Origin of the sequence: Pseudoalteromonas ardens (assembly GCF_030125445.1) — a bacterium.
Lineage (GTDB): Bacteria > Pseudomonadota > Gammaproteobacteria > Enterobacterales > Alteromonadaceae > Pseudoalteromonas > Pseudoalteromonas ardens.
In genome coordinates this window covers 361,729-380,773 of the sequence record NZ_JASJUV010000004.1, presented here as the reverse complement: position 1 = coordinate 380,773, position 19,045 = coordinate 361,729, and the positions used below count along the sequence as shown (strand labels likewise).

Here is a 19,045-nt window from a genome sequence, read left to right as displayed (position 1 = left end):
CATATGCGGTGTATAGACCGCACGCGAATAAATTTCCCAAGCTTTCCGTATTAAGATGGCGCTATTGTAATCGACCAGGCACAAATGTGTAAGAGATATGCAAAAATAATTATGTCAGTTGCCTGAGTAACGCCCCATGTGCCCCACCAAACTGGCTGTTTTGTGCAAGTAAAAGCTCCGCGGTACTCAGCGCATCACTCAGTGCATGATGCTCACAAGCTGATGGTAACCCATAGCGCTGACGACAAGCAGACAATGTCAGGCAATCTGCCGCAAGCGTTTTCCCCTGTCTGAGCAAACGATTTCTCTCAATCTGCATGGTATCCAGGATCAACTCAGGACGCACAGAGATATCATGAGACACGAACGCCCGCTTGAGAAAGCCCCAGTCGAGTATGGCGTTGTGGCATACCAATACACCCTGTTCGAACAACTCGGCCAGTTGCTGTAGCAATGCACGCAAACTGCTTCCCTGTGCCAATGCCCGCTCATCCACGCCATGGATCACCGGACTTTGCCCCAGCTGGCGTACTTCCTTATTCAGCATGTGCCGGGCTGTGCTAAGCGTGATACGGCCCTGTCGGATCTCAACCCAGGCGGCGGAGACAATTTCATCTCGTTTCGGGTCTAATCCAGTCAACTCCAGATCCAAGACGATCAGGTTGGCATCTTCCAGTCTAAGATGACGGTAAGCATGCCAATTACGTAGTCGGGTTAACCAGCTCACAGGCTACCTCTGGCAAATTTAAAGGCACATGCTTGCTGTGCCTGCTTGATCAAATGAAAGGCTTCTTTGAGCTGATGACGCTCCAGTGAGCTTAGATACTCCGGATTAATGCAATTTTCTGGCAAGCCTTCTTTGTCAATCTGTGTACGCAAACGTAACTGCGTTAAATAGCGCCAGCAATCTTGCAAGTTAGCAATGTCTTCAGCACTGAGCACTCGGTGCGCTTTAAGCGCCTGTAAGCGTTGCAGTGTATTGGCTTTACGGATCCCAGCTTGCAGCGCGTAAAGACGAACAACATCGTTTATGATCACCACACCGCGCTTTTTTAGGTCCAGATATTTGTGCTTGTGCTTATCCTGCTGAAGCTTAAATTGCTGAAACAATCCAATCGGCACCGTATTGGCATTAATATCGGCCGCCATCGCAGCGTAAAACAACGCATTTTTCGGGATCTCATTTAAATGATGCAGAAATTGGCCGAACAAGACATCCGATCCCGTAATAAAGCGCAGATCAAAATAGATCTTACAGTTCAGCATTGCATGGGGTGTTGGTGTATGGATCCAACTCGTAAATCTGTCGCACCACTCACTGAGCGTGCCCCGACATTGCGGATTGCTTGCCATAATATTGCCCGGGCAAGTGCGGATCCCACATTCATCCAGTTGTTGGCAGACAAATGCGCCAAGCTGAGCAAAATACTGTCTTTGTTCATCTGTGACACCTTCGGGCAACAACAGACCATTGTCCTGATCGGAATGCAGGGTTTGCTCTTCACGCGCCTGGGAACCAAAACAGATCCAGGCAAACGGGGTGGGTGCGTTGCCATGCTGCTGCTGATAAAGGTCTATCAAGCGTCCTGTCAGTGCATCACTAAGGCCACTGAGCAACTGACCGATCAGTGAAATATCCTCGATCTTATTGGCAAAATCACTCAACAGATCCGGGATCTCTTTCGCCAACTGCCTCACCTGAGCATAACTACATGCTTTATAGATCCGGCCGATCAACTGCACCGGATCGCTTTTTTGCTGACGTAAAAGATCTGTGCTGGTGATCATGCCTATCGGCATGCGATCTTCACTGAGCACAGGTAGATGATGAATATTGTGCTTAAGCATCAAATGCAATGCCGAAAAGATCCGGTTGTTTTCGAAAATGTGTTTCGGTTTGGCTGTCATGATCTCACCAATAGCCCGGGCAGGATCAAGACCTTCTGCCAGCACCCGGTTGCGCAAATCGCGATCCGTCACAACACCTGATAATTGGTCATGCTCAGTCACCATGATCGAAGAAACCCGATGCTTCTTCATAACTTTGGCCGCTTCCTGAATACTGGCATCGGGTGCCAGGGTCACTGCTGCCCGACTCATTAACTCACTGACCGGACGTTCAGACCAGCTGTTTCCCGATTCTTTATAGTGACTGGATAGCAAACGTTTGGCATGGGCACGCACAAAATACTGCTCAAAAGGTTTGTATTCACGACGAAGAAAGTCAAATGCCGATTGTGGCAATACATAGACCAGCCCTGGCTGCACCACTTCCAGCTGATTACTGATTGGCTCACCCGTTAGTAACGAGGGGTAACCAAAGTAATCCCCTTCAGCGAGCCGGGTAACCAACTCTCCCCGCTCCGACCGCAAATCAAAGTGACCAGAACGTACCAGATAAAGCTGGGGCTGATCGCTTCTGAACCACTGGGCCTGATTCTGTGCACTGACATAAATGATATCCAGGTGTTCAACAAAGTAATCTGCCGCGCTGTCGGCCAACTGACCAAATGGCGCCTGTTGCTGCACAAAGGTCAGCACATCCTGTACGTGAGCCGTCATAATCCCTCCCAAAAAATGACAACTACTCCACAGCTTTCGCCATGAAGTAGTTGGTTTCTTTGCTATCAGAAAGTATCACTATCCGATAGAGTGAGCTTTAATGCGCATGTGCAGCAGATGAGCCTTTCGGATTACGGATCCCGTCTACCATTTGCTTCACTTCAATTGGCGTCTCAGCCGTCAGCTTCATCACAATAGCTGCAATACCAAAGTTCACTAACATGCCAATAATGCCAATTCCCTCAGGTGAGATACCAAATAACCAATTCGCTGGCGTATTCAGTTCCGGGCTGACAAATTTAAAGTAGATGATGTAAGCAGCGGTGAAGCCAATACCACACACCATGCCGCTGATGGCACCTTCTTTGTTCATGCGTTTAGAGAAGATCCCCATAATAATCGCCGGGAAGAAGCTTGCTGCCGCCAGACCAAAGGCAAAGGCCACCACCGACGCCACGAACCCGGGCGGATTAATGCCAAAGTAAGCAGAGATTGCAATGGCCACCATTGCTGACAAACGTGCGGCCAGGAGCTCTTGTTTATCACTGATATCCGGCTTAAGTGTGCGTTTAAGGAGATCATGGGAGACCGAGGTGGAGATCACCAATAACAAACCTGCTGTTGTCGACAGTGCTGCGGCTATGCCACCCGCTGCGACCAGCGCAATCACCCAGGCTGGTAAATCTGCAATTTCCGGATTCGCCAGTACCATGATGTCACGGTCGATTTTCACTTCATTACGGCTCGCCGGGTCGTCAATCTTACCAGCAGAATAGAACATCTTGCCGTCGCCATTTTTATCATTGAATGTGATAAGACCCGTTCTCTCCCAGTTTTTCACCCACTCAGGCGCCTCAGCATAGGCGGTACCACTGCCATCTTTACCATTAATCGTGTCAATCATATTCACACGGGCAAATGACGCAACCGCGGGTGCTGTGGTGTAAACAATGGCGATGAACACTAAAGTCCAGGCCGCTGAGATACGAGTATCTTTTACTTTTGGTACAGTAAAGAAACGCACAATAACGTGTGGCAGACCGGCCGTACCAACCATCAGGGCAGCCGTAATGGCAAAGACGTCAATCATGCTCTTGGACCCTTCGGTGTATTGCGCAAAGCCGAGTTCGGTACTGAGCCCGTCGAGTTTATCCAGCAAATAGGTCCCGGAGCCATCCGCCAACGTACCGCCGAAGCCGGTTTGCGGCAGTAAGTGGCCAGTCATCATCAAAGAGATAAAGATAGCGGGTACCAAATAAGCAAACACCAGTACGCAATATTGCGCAACCTGAGTATAAGTAATGCCTTTCATGCCACCCAGTACGGCATAGAAGAATACGATCACCATCCCGATATACACACCGGTTTCAATGTCAACTTCAAGGAAGCGAGAGAACACTACGCCTACACCACGCATTTGCCCTGCGATGTAGGTAAAACAAATAAAGATTGCACACAGTATGGCCACAACCCGTGCCACTTGCGAGTAATAACGGTCGCCGATAAAGTCCGGCACGGTGAATTTACCAAATTTACGCAGGTAAGGTGCCAGGCACAGTGCCAGCAGTACATAACCACCGGTCCAGCCCATCAGATACACACCCCCGTCGTAACCGGCAAATGAAATGATCCCCGCCATAGAAATAAACGACGCTGCGCTCATCCAGTCGGCGGCCGTTGCCATGCCGTTTGCCAGCGGCGGCACACCGCCACCTGCAACATAGAATTCATTGGTTGAACCGGCACGCGCCCAGATGGCAATGCCGATGTACAGGGCAAAGCTGAGCCCAACAATTAAAAAGGTGAGAGTTTGAACATCCATCATAGCGCTCCTTATTCATCCACGCCGTATTTTTTGTCCAGCGCATCCATTTTGAACACATAGACAAAAATCAAAGCAACGAAGGTATAAATTGCGCCCTGCTGCGAAAACCAAAAACCCAATTTAAATCCGAAGAAGCGGACCTCGTTGAGTACATCAACCAGCAGAATGCCGCATCCAAAAGACACCACAAACCACACTACTAATAGCTTAAACATTAAGGCTAGATTCTCTGACCAATATGCTTTTGCTTGTTCTTCACTTTTAAAAGCCATGATAAGTCCCCTTTCACACACCTGTTGCCGATGTGCTGGTGTTAATGACCTTTTGACTGTAGCAATGGGTCGTCAAGAAGAAATTGAGACCTTAGTCGTAACAACAAGGTTACGTTTACGTAAACTGCAAAACAAACTCACATCAATGGCTATTAAATATTATAAAATCAATCACTTAATTTATTTATCGATGATATGGAACGATTAACGGAACGTATATCTCAGGGATAAGACATTAGTCTAATTAATTCAATAAAAATCGAATAATTATGTAAAATCAGGTGATTATGTCACTTTGGATTATTTGTAAGTGATGCTACTTTAAAGGCACAGAGACAATAACAAGAATTAACACAAGGGCTCATCATGACGGCTGCACTGATCCTAGTTGCCATCGCCTATATCGGCTTACTCTTCTGGCTCGCCAACTGGGGGGACAAAACAACGCCGGCTGCAACCCGGATCAGCCATCACCCTTTTGTTTATGCCCTCGCACTGGGTATTTATTGTACCTCATGGACCTATTACGGATCAGTAGGCACCGCAGCGACCAGTAGCTGGCACTATTTGCCCATTTTACTGGGCCCAGCCTTGCTGTTTATGTTTGGTCAGGGCTTTTTGCGCAAACTGATCCTGGTCAGTAAAAAACAAAACATCACCACCATAGCCGACTTTATTTCAGCACGTTATGGTAAGCGCCAGACCACCGCGGTGATGGTCACTATGATAGCCTTGCTGGCCACCATTCCCTATATTGCGTTGCAGCTCAAGGCGCTGAGCAGCAGCTTTTTGCTGTTACAACAGGGCACCCCAATTTCCGGGGGCATGCTGGCCATGACCGGCACTTTATTAATGGCCCTGTTTGCGATCTTTTTTGGTACCCGTAAAGTTGATGTCACCGAATATCGCTCCGGACTGATGCTGGCTGTCGCATTTGAGTCGCTCATCAAGTTACTGGCACTGGTCGCAGTGGCTGTGATCGCCATAAAAGCGCTGCTAACTCAGAGCGGCTCAACCACCTTGTTATTTGTTCACTGGCAGGGATTTGATTTTACCAATTTCAACTTTGTCGGCCAGACACTGATGGCCGCAGCAGCCATCATCTGCTTACCTCGTCAGTTTCATGTCACAGTGGTCGACAACCAGGATAGCCGCCACCTTCGTACTGCCCGCTGGGCATTTCCGGTCTACCTTATCCTGATCGCTGCAATGATCTTGCCGATTGCCACGGCAGCCATTCATCCCAATATCGGCCAAACCGTCGCAGCAGATAGCTTTGTACTGGCTCTGCCTATGATGCAGGGTCACCCATTGATCACCACCTTTGTATTCATCGGCGGGTTGTCGGCTGCCACCGCCATGATAGTGGTCGCCACACTGACGCTCAGTACCATGCTTTCCAATGATGTGGTGCTCCCTTTGCTGATAAAGCGCAAGTTTAAGAAAAACCGCCTCACCAGCAATTATAAAACCCGAATTTTACTTATCCGCCGCTTTATCATCGCGGCTATCCTGGTGCTGGCTTTTCTTTATCAGCAATGGTTTGGCCACGGCGAAGCGCTCGCCAACATGGGCCTGGTGGCGTTTTCTTTGGTCACTCAGTTATTGCCGGCCATTGTCGGTGGACTGTACTGGCGAAAAGGCCATGCTTATGGCGTCTATGCCGGATTACTGGCTGGCTTTCTGTGTTGGATGTTATTTCTGATGTTTCCCGTCATTGAAGCCGGTAGTGCACTGGATTTTGAAACCCGCCAGACCATAATCACCCGGGGCACCTTACTGGCGCTACTGGCTAATATCAGTTGTTATATCAGCTTTTCACTGGGTGCATATGAGCGCCTCATTGATAAAATCCAGGCAGCCGCGTTTGTTAGCCCATGGGAACAAGCCAGTGCAGCTAAACGGCTTAACAAAGACGTTAAAGCCACTGTGTACGACTTTACGGTATTACTACAGACCTTTTTGGGGATCCAGCGGAGCCAGCAGTTACTTAGCCATTACGCGATTAATCATGATATTGAAGACAGTAACGCCTATCCGAGTGCTGATTTCATTGCCTTTTGTGAGCGGGCTCTGACCGGTGTACTGGGCGCCTCATCGGCCCGTGCCCTGATCCATGCCGTCTCATCAGGTAAGCAGCTTGCCTTTGAGGAAGTGGTTAACTTTTTTGATGAAACCACGCAAGCATTACAGTTCAACCAGAATCTGTTGTTTACATCTTTGGAAAACCTCAGTCATGGCATTTCTGTCGTCGACAAAGATCTCAATCTGGTTGCCTGGAACCGCCGTTATCATGAAATGTTCGAATATCCGGATGGTTTTTTACAAGTAGGTCAGAACATTGAGGAAGTGATCCGCTTCAACGCCGAACGCGGTGAATGTGGCCCCGGAGAGTTAGAAAAACTAGTCGAAAAACGTGTACAGCACTTGAAAAATGGCACGCCCCACCATTTTATTCGCCACCGCAGTAATGGCCAGGTGTTCGAGATGACAGGTAATCCGCTACCAGAAGGTGGCTTTGTTACCAGCTTCTCTGACATCACCAGTCATATCGACACCCAAAACGCGCTTGAAGAGGTCAACATGGATCTGGAAAATCGCATTGAAGCGCGTACCCAGGAGATCCGTCTGATCAACCAGGATCTGAAGGCTCAGATAGCTAGCCGGGAAGAAACCGAACAGGCACTGGTCGGCGCTAAAAAGGAAGCAGAACGCGCCAATGACAGTAAAACCCGCTTTCTGGCCCTGGCCAGCCATGATATTTTGCAGCCCCTCAATGCTGCCCGCCTTTACCTGGCGGCCATTAATGAAGATAAGCTGCAAGTCAATGATCGCAGCAATCTGGAAAAGCTGGGGGCCAGCCTGGATTCAACGGTTCACCTGATGTCGGCATTGCTGGATATTGCCAAACTGGAACAAGGCGCTATGAAGCCAACCCCCCGCCATTTTGATATCAACGACATTATGTCGCCACTGGCCAATGAATACGCCATTTTGTGTCAGGAAAAAGGCTTATCATTGCAAGTGCGTACCAGTCACCAAATCATTCACAGCGACATTACCTATCTGCGTCGTATCATACAGAACCTGGTCTCCAATGCAGTCAAATACACGGAGCAAGGCCGGGTTTTGCTGGCCTGTCGTCGTCGCAGCCACAGTGTCCGCATTGAGGTGTGGGACACAGGCCCGGGTATCTCGGAGCATGAACAGCAGAAAATATTTAACGACTTTTACCGCATTCAAAGTGGCGACAACAAAGGGGTCGGACTGGGGCTGGGCGTTGTAAAACGGCTTTGTGAGTTGCTGAGTATGCCACTGGAAATGCAGTCGATCCCCGGTAAGGGTAGCCGTTTTTGTGTCGAAGTGCCTCTGGGCGACCAACAACAAGTACAGCAAAAAACCACACAGTCAGAGCAAAAACTAAGCGCAAAGACCCGCCTGAATCTGGTGGTGGTTGACGACGATCCGAAGAATCTGGCTGCGATGGCAAGCCTGCTCGATAAATGGCAGTTTAGTTATCAGATGTTTGAAAGGGCAGACAAAGCTCGACAGCATGCCGCCCAAAGCCAGGCACCAGATTTTATCCTGATGGATTATCAGCTCGATAACAATGAGGACGGGATTAATTTGATCACGGAATTAAGACAATGCTGGAACGCCCAGATCCCGGCGGTATTGATCACGGCAGTACGTGACGAACCTTTAAAGCTACAGGCCAAACAGGCCGAGATCCACTATCTGAGCAAACCTCTTAAACCGGCTAAGCTCAAAGCACTGCTCAACCACAGTGCCTGAGGCGCACACTTCAGAGCAGGTTAAGAGTCACTAATAGGCAAGCTGGATCTGGTCACGACCATTGGCCTTGGCGCGGTAAACGGCCTGATCGGCCATTTTCAGGGCATGACCGAATGGCATACTGGGATTGACTTCGGCCACCCCAAAACTGGCCGTGACATGGATAAGCGTGTTCTCCTGACGCACTTCCATCTCACGGATCGCAGTGCATAACCGGTTTGCTACCATATGCGCATCACTGACCGAGGTTTCTGGCAGTAACACCACAAACTCCTCACCGCCCAGACGACAAAAACAATCTTCAATGCGCACCACATCCAGACAACACTGCGCAAACTTTTGCAGCACTTTATCGCCGGCATCATGGCCAAAATCGTCATTGATCCGTTTAAACCTGTCCAGGTCCATCATGATCAGACTCATGGGACGCTCTGTGCGCTGATGACGGCTCATTTCACGTTTGGCATGCTCCATTAAAAAGCGGCGATTGTTGAGGCCGGTAAGCATGTCCTGAAAGGCCATTTTGGTAAGCTTTTCCTGCATTTGATACAACTCGTGTACCAACAAACGTCGACTACAGCAATCTGCGACCATTTCTGTGATTGTTACTTCCCACTCCTGCCACTGGCGCACATCAGCTCGTCCCTCACAACACACCACACCCAATGCAATGCCGTTTTTAAAGATGGCAGTATCTAGCATGGTGGCGATATTATGCGGCTTGAGATAGATTTCGGTGAATTCGCAAGTGCGCGGATCTGTACAAGCATTGTCTGCTGCAATCGACTGACCGCTTATAATGGTGGCAAAGTAAACGGGAAAATCATCAATGCTTAGCTCCGGCAGCTGGCTTGGCACGGCCTGCCAATCCGTATTGGCGTAATTTAGCAACTTGCCTGGCTTATGCATGTCGTCAAACAACCACACCGACACACGATCGACCTTAAGCAAAGATTTTGCCTCAAAAATGATATCGCGCAGAAAGCTCTGATGCTCACCTGAAACATCGACTTCTTGCGAGCTGATCCGCCGCAATTTTTGCGTGCTCTGGGTTAATCGATTCAAAGGTACTACCAAGTCGCAAAGCTGTTGAAATCAGGCACCATCTCAATGTGATGCCATATCGTTGTCATACTCTAATAGTATAGCGCCTGTTACAAAATGCACTGTTTTCTTTAGTCCAGACATACCCAAAACTGAAAACAGATGTACTAAGCCATATATTTTGCCAGGTACTTTTTAAATACCGGATCGCTCTGCGCCAGCCCTTTTTGTTCTGCCAGAATTTCTTTTAGCATCTGTTTTGAGGTCAGCGGATTGGCTAACACCACTCTGAATACCACGGTAGGCTGATACTGGTATTGCGAGGGAGTTAAACGCGTCCGTGATACAAAAGAGCGGCCGGATTCACGCTGACGTTTCTGCATACTGGCAGTAAATCGATTCAACGCCGCATAAATGTCAATGCGTTCCTGCTCGTCGGCCTGTTCAATCGCCTGGCGGATCTGTTTTGGTACATAGCGATAGGTCAGCAGGCATAGCTCCGGTTCAGAGACCAATTCAAAGTCGTCTTCTTCGCGGATCAGTTCTGAAAAATAGTGGGCTTTTTCAATGCCTTTGTCGATCAGCATTTCATACCCTTTACGGCCTATCACCCGCAAACATGCATGAACCAGCATGGCCATACCAGGGCGGCTGCCCTCAAGTGTATGACTACCCAGGTCTTTTGATCCTTTACGCAGAATGTACTCCGCGTGGTGTTCTATCGCATCTGTTGCGGTGGGATCTTTAAACAGTACGATACCTGCACCCATTGGCACATACATTTGCTTGTGCGCATCAATGGTGATCGAATCAGCTAACTCAATGCCCTTAAGTAAATGCCGGTAATTCGCTGACAACAAAGTTGCACCGCCCCAGGCTGCATCAACGTGAAAATGACATCCTAGGTCCTGAGCCAGAGCCGCCATTTCGGGTAAGGGATCTATGTTGCCCGTTTCGGTAGTACCGGCCACGCCAACAATCGCCATGACCTTAATGCCCTGCTCACTCAGCGTCTGTGCCTTAGCGCGCATTGCCTCAACATCAACTTTATTGTTCTCATCGGTTTTAACGGCAATAAAGTTACTGCGCCCAATGCCCAGTACATCGGCCGCTTTGCCCAATGAATAGTGACCACGCTCAGACACCAACACAGCCAGGCCTTTGTATCCATAATGCAGCATGGCAGCCATGATCCCTTCACTGGCAAGCCCTTTAAAGTCACCATCAGGACCAAGCAATCGGTTGCGGGCAATCCACAACGCCGAAATATTGGCAATGGTGCCCCCAGAGCAAAATGCACCGAGTGCGGTTTTGGCACTGTGCATCCATTTTTCATAGAAGGCGTCATCTTCACCATAAGCAAGGTGATGCATCATACCCAGCACCTGTCGCTCCAATGGCGTAAAGGCCTTTGAAGTTTCTATTTTTACCAGGTTCTGATTCAAACCGACCATCAACTTTGACAACGGCAGAACAAAATGCGGCAGCGCTGAGGTCATATGCCCGATAAAGCTTGGCGACGCGGTATGCACGGAATGTGCGACCAACTGCTCCATAATATCCTGAGCATAGTCAGAGACAAACATCGGTTCTTCCGGGATCATTGCCGACTGAAAGTCTTTTTCTATCTCATGCAATGGTTTTTCAATTGCTGCGATATTTTCATTCAGAAAGCCCGCCAGATTACTGGAAATTTCCTGCTCTATTACACTTAACGTGGAGCTGGGTGCTTCTGGAACGGTAAAGATACGCATTAAGCTTTCTTCAGAAGCGACTGCACAACGCTTTGGACCCATTTTAATACCTAATCATGCGTGGGTAACTGATGTGGGGAGTTACCTTGCCAAGTTGATACGAAATGACTAACTTTACTGTAAAGCGATGGGAAAGTCTGCAATGCAGTCAAAAAAAATGAACTCTGCTTGATAATTTGATGAACCTCTGATGACACAGCATCGCAAAGTAATCCCTGTATTTATTACGGTGCATGTAAGGAGTAGGGTTCAAAAATAAGGCAGATTCGTTAAATATTTTGTCAGCATTGTCAGAAATGGATAGTATTAGGAACAATTCATCCCATCAGACTTGCAGACTCAAACGGAAACTGACAATGAATAAACGGAATTTTGCGCTTAGGGCCTTATCTCTGACCTGGATAGTCATCGGCTTTGTGGTTTTTGTTGCCTCTTTGTCGGCCTATGTGCTTTACACTTATCATCAGACCCGTACCACCATAGTACAAGGTATAGATCAAAAGCTCCTGATGGCTGCCCGAAGTACCCAACTCATCTTGGGAGAAGGCTATCATGACAGACTCAACGAAATTACCAGCGAAGAATATCGCTACAAGAGTATGCAATTATCTCAACTGGCACAGCACCTGGGTGTCGAGTATGTGTATGCCATGGTCTATGATGCGCCCTATGTCCGTTTCAGTGCCTCTAGTTACACCCAAAATGACGTATTACAGGACAAAGTCACCCGCATGCTCGACCTCTACCCTGAGGCAACCTCGGTTAACAAAAGCGCATTTCGCTCAACACAACCTTTATACGAAGTGTCCGAAGACAAATGGGGCCATTTTAAAACCATTTTTATTCCCCACGTAACACGTGACGGCAAGGTCTTCCTGACTGGAGCCGATATTAAAACATCACACATCCAAACCGAATTGGCAAAAAGCGTTAAAGAGGCCCTGTTCACCGCCTGTTTCTTCTTTGCCATTGCTTTACTGGTGGCAGGGATGTATTTACTGATACTGAGAAAAACACTGACAACCGATCCGCGTACCGGATTTCCCAATCGTCTGGCATTAGAACAGGATCTGGCCAAAAACCCCACTCAGCACCTTAGCCTGGCAATTATCGCAATCAACGAGCTGGAAGAGATAGTGAGCTTTTATGGCACCGATGTCGGTGATGAGATCATACGCAGAGTGATGAGCCATTTCAGTGAATTTACCGCCCCATTTAAAGTGTACCGTCTTGCCACTGCCAAGCTGGTGCTATTGAGCGATGCCAACAAAGGGGAGCATTATCTGAGTAGCCTGATCAATGAATTTCCTGCCACAACTCCGATTTTACAGGACCCACATTTATACATTCAGGTAACCGCGGGCATAGCCAGTGGCAATAAACGCCTGTTACTGGAGAATGCGTTTATCGCATGTCGTCAGGCACAACAAAAACAGCAACGAGTGTGCATCTATGGACAGGATCCAACGCAGATCAAAACCATTCAGGAATCCCATATTGCCATTGCAAAAACAGTTCAAAGTGCGTTTGAACAACACCGTATTCTGCCCTACTTTACACCACGTATGGGCACTGAGAGCAAAGCCGTCGAACAATATCATTGCACCCCGAGAGTACTCACTGAGCAGGGCCTGATCTTACGTCCTGAATCTTTCTCAGAGGTGATCCGCCACTCCAGGCTGAGCTCTCAACTGACCAAAGTCATGCTTGAGCTGTGCACCGCACATTTTCGAAAATCACATCATGCCTGGAGCATGCAACTGAGCTGGCAGGATCTGGCCGACCCGCAAATAATGGAGTTTATTTTTGCGCAGATCAGACGCTACCCGCAGCCCGCCAAAATTACCTTTGAACTGGAAGAGCAAGAAGTGATTGAGCATTTTGCCGATATGCGGGTTTATATCAATGTGCTAAAAAGCAAAGGGGTGAATATCATGGTGGCGTCAAGCAACAGTGGTTTGCTGACCATCAGCAGGGTACTAAAACTCACTATAGACAGCGTTAAGCTGACCTCCAGCGTCATTGAGCAACTAAGTGAAGAGACTGAATTGCATGAGTACATTGAACACATTGCCAGACTCTGCCATGAGCGCCAAATCACCTTGTTAGTTGACGGTGTACAAAGTAAATATCAGCTGGATCAATTGCTAAGCTGCAACGTTAAATTGGTTGAAGGAAGCCTGATTGGCGCACCTGGCCCACACATCAATGTCAGCCAGAGCAATATGGGCAAGGATTTTCAGGCCAGTGCCTGACCAACACAGGTGACCAGGAACTCTTATAACTGAGCAATCAGGCGAGTACTTGATTGCCCGCTGGCCCAGTACTTGCGTTCAAACGGTGTCATGGCGGTATCACTTTCATAGTCACTTACCGTTGCCTGAGCGCCTGCAAGCGCCAGGCTGCGGGCAAATTCCTCAACATAAATAGACCAATTACTGCGCAGTTCAAGCCGTCCCCCCAGCTTTACGATATAAGGGAACACTGCCGCACCATGCCAGCGCCTTTGCAGGTGTTTCGCCTTAGGCCACGGATTGGGGTAAAGCAAATAATGATGACTTGGCTGCCAATTGGCCTCGCAGGCAAGGCGCCAGAAATCATTCAGATCTGCCTGAACCAGAATGTACTGACCCGATTCTGTTTGCTTATATTCAATGTCATGCTTTTCAAGACGATGTTCTGACTTATCAATACCGATAACTAACGCATCCGGGTGTAGTTTGGCTAAATTCGCCGTACTCTCTCCCACCCCACAGCAGGAATCCAGAATGATCGGACCATCGAATGCCTGTACTTTCTCATTCACCTGCTCAAAGGCTTGTTGTGTATGGGCAGCAATGGGTTTTTTGAATGGTGTATTGAGGTGCTTTTGTACTACCTCATCTAACTTTTCATGCAGTCCGGTCTGATTACTGGTGATGCTTCTGGAGTTGGCGTCTGACATAACAGCGTGTTGTGGCTCGTAGTGTGAACAATAATGCGGGTATTTTATCTCAGTCTGCAGGATTAAGTAAGCGGTTGTGTGGCAGAGTCTCCCCCTGCCACCTCGATAGCCTAATGATCAGTGACGCAAGCCGACGCCGCGCTTGATCAGGTTCAGTGCAACCGCAAATAACACGGTGATGAAGCCCAGCAATACCCCAAAGGCCAGGGTAATATTGACATCAGATACCCCCAGGAAGCCATAACGGAACGCATTCACCATATAGATGATTGGGTTAATCTGAGACACCCCCTGCCAGAACTCCGGCAACAAGGTAATAGAGTAAAACACTCCGCCCAGATAAGTCAGTGGTGTCAGCACAAAGGTTGGAATGATACTGATGTCATCAAAACTATTGGCAAAAACGGCATTGATCAGACCACCCAACGCAAAGACTGCCGAAGTCAGTAAAACCGTCAATACAATCACCGCCAGATTGTGAATTTGAATATCCACAAACAGCAGACTAACCAGAGTCACTATCAGACCCACCAGCATACCCCGCGCCATACCGCCGCCCATATAACCCAGCACTATGATGTAGTTAGGCACCGGTGCCACGAGCAACTCTTCAATGCTTTTCTGGAACTTAGTCGAATAGAAGCTGGATGCCACGTTTGAGTAGGAGTTGGTGATCACCGACATCATGATAAGACCCGGCACAATGAACTCCATGTAGCTAAACCCACCCATTTCACCAATGCGTGAGCCGATCAGCGAGCCAAAAATCACAAAATACAAGGTCATGGTAATGGCCGGTGGCACCAGGGTTTGTATCCAAATTCGCAGGAAGCGAATACATTCTTTAATCCAGATACTTTTCAGTGCCACGCCGTAGTTTAAGATTTTCATTCGCTGCGCCCCTGTTCCAACAACCCGACAAACAACTCTTCCAGGCGGTTTGCCTTATTTCGCATACTCAGCACAGTGTTACCCTGTTCATTTAGCTGGGTGAATACCCCATTGAGCCCCTGAGATTTTGCGACTTCAACTTCCAGCGTATGATCGTCTGTCAGAACATACTCATAGCCTTCCAGGTTAACCGGATTTATGGGCGCCTTAAGGTCCAGTACAAAGGTTTCTTTGTCCAGCTTAGCCAGCAACGCCTTAATGGTCGTATGTTCGACAATTTTGCCCTGATCGATAATCGCAATGTTGCGACACAGCAACTCGGCTTCTTCCAGATAATGGGTGGTCAGGATAATGGTGATACCCTGAGCATTGATTTCACGTAAGAAATCCCACATGGAACGACGCAGTTCAATATCAACCCCAGCCGTTGGTTCGTCCAGGATCAACAGCTTAGGCTCATGCATCAATGCGCGGGCAATCATCAAACGGCGTTTCATACCGCCTGATAAAGTCCGTGCCTGTTTGTCTTTTTTATCCAGTAACCCCAATTGCTTTAAGTATTTTTCGGCGCGCTCATGGGCCTGAGCACGCGGCACACCATAATAGCCCGCCTGATTAACCAAAATCTGATTGAGGGTTTCAAACTGATTAAAGTTAAACTCCTGCGGCACCAGGCCCAGATGAGATTTGGCCGCTTCCAAATCGGTGTCTATGCTCTGGCCAAATACTTCCACCTGACCCGCCGTTTTGTTCACCAAAGATGAAATCACACCTATGGTGGTCGACTTACCGGCACCATTTGGGCCCAACAGCGCAAAGAAGTCGCCCTGCTCAACCTGTAAATCAATCCCTTTGACGGCCTCAACGCCGTTACTGTAGACCTTACGCAGGCCAGATATATTTAATGCCTTTGTCATCTTATTGTTTTTCCTCACATCCCCATGTTGTTGTTTTCACTCGTTTGTATCAATACGCTTTGTTACCAGCCTGGTAAAAAACGCAACACCTCAGCGCCAGAGAAATCTAGACCTGATTATTCAGTGGTTCTGAATACGCCATTTTCAACCCAGGTCATGATAAGTTTTAACTCCTCTGCGCCTGTGATGTATTAACACTGCAGAAGTTTAGTCGCCGTAGCCCCAGCGCTTTGCTAACCGATGCTCTATCCCAAGATGATCTAAAATGCGCGCCACCATGAAATCGACTAAGTCCTCAATGCTTTGTGGCTGGTGATAAAAACCAGGAGCCGCAGGCATAATGGTGACACCCAACCGGCTTAGCTTGAGCATATTTTCCAGGTGAATTGCACTGAACGGGGTTTCTCTGGGTACCAGGATTAGCTCACCACGTTCCTTGATCACCACGTCGGCCGCACGCTCTAACAGGTTGTCGGATGCGCCCATCGCAATGGCGGAGACACTGCCCGCACTGCACGGACACACCACCATTTTCTTCGGGGCCGCAGAGCCCGATGCCACCGGGCTAAACCAGTTGTCTTTGCCAAATACCTGGATCTGTCCAGCCTTGGCCTGATAAAGCTCACTGAGCTGCGCTGTGGCCTTGTCTTCATTACCGGACAATTTGATATTCGATTCGGTGTCCAGCACCACACGGGCAGCACTGGAGATCAATACATAAACCTGATAATCCAGCGCCACCAGCACTTCGAGTAAACGCAACCCGTAGGGCGCACCCGACGCCCCACTAAACGCCAGTGTGATAGCTGGCTTAAATTGTGACATAACTTTATGACCTCTTTTCGCGCAGTGCACTTAACACTGCCTCATGGATCCCATTAAACCCGCCGTTGCTCATGATCAAGACATGCTCGCCCGGCTTTGCCTGAGCCGCTACCGCCGCCACAATGTCATCGGTGTTGTGGTAACACCCATACCCAGCTTGTTGAGCCGCTTCTTGTAATGACCAGCTCAGCTTAGGCGGCTCAAACAACAACACCTCATCGGCTGCCGCCAGCGAGTTCATCAGCGTTTGCTGATGAACCCCCATTTTCATGGTGTTAGAACGCGGCTCCAGAATCGCTGTAATACGGGCATCACCCACCTTGGCACGCAATCCGGCCAAAGTGGTTTCAATTGCTGTGGGGTGATGAGCAAAGTCGTCATACACACAGACTCCATTAACCTCACCCAGCAATTCCATGCGCCGCTTAGGTGATTTAAATTCACCGAGTGCCTCAATGCTAACAGACACAGGAATGCCCACATGACGCGCAGCCGCGATGGCCATCAGTGCATTTTTGACATTGTGCTCACCAATGGCCTGCCAACTTACCATGCCCTGGCTTTGATTATTCAGCAGCACCTCAAACTGGCTGCCATCCGCTTTACACAGGCGATAATCCCAGTCACCACCGAGCGTTTCTTGCTGGCTCCAGAAGCCTTTGTCTATCACTTCGCACAGGGGTTTATCCGCTGCCGGATAAATTGCTTTACCCTGCGCAGGTAAAGTACGAAGCAAATGGTGGAACTGGGTCTGAATTGCAGCCAAATCGGCAAAAATATCGGCGTGATCAAATTCCAGGTTGTTCATGATCAAGGTTCGCGGCAGGTAATGAACAAACTTACTGCGCTTATCAAAGAACGCCGTGTCATATTCATCGGCCTCAATGACAAAAAACGGGGTGTCACTGGTACGCGCCGATACACCAAAGTTTTGCACTATGCCCCCGATCAGAAAACCGGGACGCAATCCTGCGTATTCCAGCAACCAGGCCAGCATACTGGCAGTCGTCGTTTTACCGTGAGTACCGGCCACTGCCAGTACCCAACTGTTTTGCAAGACGTGATGTTTTAACCATTCGGGACCTGAGGTGTAAGGTAAGCCGCGTTCCAGCACATATTCCACACAGGCGTTACCGCGGCTCATGGCATTGCCAATCACCACCATATCGGGTGCCGGGTCCAGCTGAGCCGGCTCGTAGCCCTGAGTTAATTCAATACCAAGCGACTCAAGCTGAGTGCTCATAGGTGGATAAACGTTTTGATCGGATCCCGTCACCTTATGGCCCAGCGATTTTGCAATGGCCGCAATGCCACCCATAAAGGTGCCGCAGATCCCAAGAATGTGAATATGCATGATTTTATTTATTAATTAGCTGACTAACCCGCTTAGGTTATCATACTCGTCTGAACCTTGGCTGGTTTTGTGAGCAGAACCACACAAAACACTTTTGCAGCTGGTGCAAAGTCACGGCAACAGACATAAAAAAACCGACTTAAGTGCATCACCTAAGCCGGTTTTTAAATACGATTTTAATGGGCTACTTAATTAAGCAACACCGTACTGGTCACGATACGCTTTAACCGCTTCCAGGTGCTCGGCCATATCACCCTGTTGCTCAAGGTAAGTAATAAGATCAGCCAGCTTCACGATAGACACCACAGCGGTGTTAAAGTCGCGCTCAACTTCCTGAATAGCAGACAGCTCACCTTTGCCTTTTTCCTGACGATCAAGAGCAATCAACACACCCGCCAGATCTGCGCCATTGGCAGCGATGATTTCCATTGATTCACGAATAGCCGTGCCCGCCGTGATCACATCATCCACCAGCATGATACGACCTGTCAGCTCAGAGCCTACCAGGTTGCCACCTTCACCGTGTTGCTTTTTCTCTTTACGGTTAAAGCAGTAAGGTACGTCTTTATCATAATGATCTGCCAGTGCAACAGCCGTGGTCGTCGCAATTGGGATACCTTTATACGCCGGGCCGAACAGGACGTCGTACGCAATGCCAGCATCTTCCAATGCGGCTGCGTAAAAACGACCTAAGCGCGCCAAATCACGGCCAGTGTTGAACAAACCTGCATTGAAGAAATAAGGGCTGGTACGGCCAGATTTAAGCGTAAATTCACCAAACTTCAGCACCTGCTTTTGTAGGGCAAATTCAATAAAGTCTTTTTGATACTGTTTCATGCGATACCTTCTTATTTACTTATGC

General features: G+C 48.6%; 14 protein-coding genes. 2 read left to right on the top strand and 12 right to left on the bottom strand.

Going from position 1 to position 19,045, the window contains the following annotated elements; genetic code table 11:
* Positions 1 to 109: 109 nt before the first annotated feature.
* The 4 genes from QNM19_RS15360 to QNM19_RS15345 form a co-directional block, all read right to left on the bottom strand.
* Entirely contained in the window at positions 110 to 727 is a 618-nt protein-coding gene (locus QNM19_RS15360; protein WP_049862918.1) for a 3'-5' exonuclease, read from the bottom strand.
* Positions 724 to 2,562, bottom strand: coding sequence for a DUF294 nucleotidyltransferase-like domain-containing protein (locus tag QNM19_RS15355; protein ID WP_284026892.1), 1,839 nt, complete (start codon positions 2,560 to 2,562; stop codon positions 724 to 726). The genes QNM19_RS15360 and QNM19_RS15355 overlap by 4 nt, the downstream gene beginning before the upstream one ends.
* Before the next feature lie 97 nt (positions 2,563 to 2,659).
* On the bottom strand, positions 2,660 to 4,384 hold the full coding sequence (locus tag QNM19_RS15350) for a sodium:solute symporter family protein (RefSeq protein WP_125559199.1): 1,725 nt from the start codon (positions 4,382 to 4,384) through the stop codon (positions 2,660 to 2,662).
* An 11-nt stretch (positions 4,385 to 4,395) separates the two neighbouring features.
* On the bottom strand, positions 4,396 to 4,659 hold the full coding sequence (locus tag QNM19_RS15345) for a DUF4212 domain-containing protein (protein WP_010383473.1): 264 nt from the start codon (positions 4,657 to 4,659) through the stop codon (positions 4,396 to 4,398).
* A gap of 366 nt (positions 4,660 to 5,025) precedes the next feature.
* Here QNM19_RS15345 and QNM19_RS15340 point away from each other — a divergent pair, with 366 nt between their 5' ends.
* A complete protein-coding gene (locus QNM19_RS15340; protein WP_284026891.1) occupies positions 5,026 to 8,454 on the top strand; it encodes a PAS domain-containing hybrid sensor histidine kinase/response regulator in 3,429 nt (1,142 codons plus the stop codon).
* A gap of 30 nt (positions 8,455 to 8,484) precedes the next feature.
* Here the strand turns inward: QNM19_RS15340 and QNM19_RS15335 are convergent, their stop codons facing one another.
* Together QNM19_RS15335 and panP are read right to left on the bottom strand one after the other, a co-directional pair.
* Positions 8,485 to 9,519, bottom strand: a complete 1,035-nt coding sequence (locus QNM19_RS15335) for a sensor domain-containing diguanylate cyclase (RefSeq protein WP_049862919.1) — start codon at positions 9,517 to 9,519, stop codon at positions 8,485 to 8,487.
* A 146-nt stretch (positions 9,520 to 9,665) separates the two neighbouring features.
* Positions 9,666 to 11,294, bottom strand: a complete 1,629-nt coding sequence (gene panP / locus QNM19_RS15330) for a pyridoxal-dependent aspartate 1-decarboxylase PanP (protein WP_049862920.1) — start codon at positions 11,292 to 11,294, stop codon at positions 9,666 to 9,668.
* Between the two features lie 314 nt (positions 11,295 to 11,608).
* On the opposite strand from panP, the gene QNM19_RS15325 reads away from it, so the two are divergent.
* Positions 11,609 to 13,507, top strand: a complete 1,899-nt coding sequence (locus QNM19_RS15325; protein WP_284026890.1) for a GGDEF domain-containing protein — start codon at positions 11,609 to 11,611, stop codon at positions 13,505 to 13,507.
* Positions 13,508 to 13,530: 23 nt separating this feature from the next.
* On the opposite strand, the gene trmB is transcribed toward QNM19_RS15325, so the two are convergent.
* From trmB to pyrE, 6 genes are all read right to left on the bottom strand, one after another.
* Complete coding sequence (gene trmB, locus QNM19_RS15320) at positions 13,531 to 14,196, bottom strand: tRNA (guanine(46)-N(7))-methyltransferase TrmB (RefSeq protein ID WP_049862923.1); 666 nt, start codon at positions 14,194 to 14,196, stop codon at positions 13,531 to 13,533.
* Between the two features lie 117 nt (positions 14,197 to 14,313).
* A complete protein-coding gene (locus QNM19_RS15315; protein ID WP_155946230.1) occupies positions 14,314 to 15,081 on the bottom strand; it encodes an ABC transporter permease in 768 nt (255 codons plus the stop codon).
* A 2-nt stretch (positions 15,082 to 15,083) separates the two neighbouring features.
* Entirely contained in the window at positions 15,084 to 16,004 is a 921-nt protein-coding gene (locus QNM19_RS15310) for an ABC transporter ATP-binding protein (protein WP_049862924.1), read from the bottom strand.
* Between the two features lie 207 nt (positions 16,005 to 16,211).
* A complete protein-coding gene (locus tag QNM19_RS15305) occupies positions 16,212 to 16,829 on the bottom strand; it encodes a flavin prenyltransferase UbiX (RefSeq protein WP_010383483.1) in 618 nt (205 codons plus the stop codon).
* Positions 16,830 to 16,833: 4 nt separating this feature from the next.
* Positions 16,834 to 18,183: a UDP-N-acetylmuramate:L-alanyl-gamma-D-glutamyl-meso-diaminopimelate ligase gene (mpl, locus tag QNM19_RS15300; RefSeq protein WP_049862925.1), complete on the bottom strand. Its 1,350-nt coding sequence runs from the start codon at positions 18,181 to 18,183 to the stop codon at positions 16,834 to 16,836.
* Between the two features lie 192 nt (positions 18,184 to 18,375).
* Positions 18,376 to 19,020 carry an orotate phosphoribosyltransferase gene (gene pyrE / locus QNM19_RS15295; protein WP_253046851.1) on the bottom strand — a complete coding sequence of 215 codons (645 nt, stop codon included), beginning with the start codon at positions 19,018 to 19,020 and terminating at the stop codon, positions 18,376 to 18,378.
* Between the last annotated feature and the right edge of the window lie 25 nt (positions 19,021 to 19,045).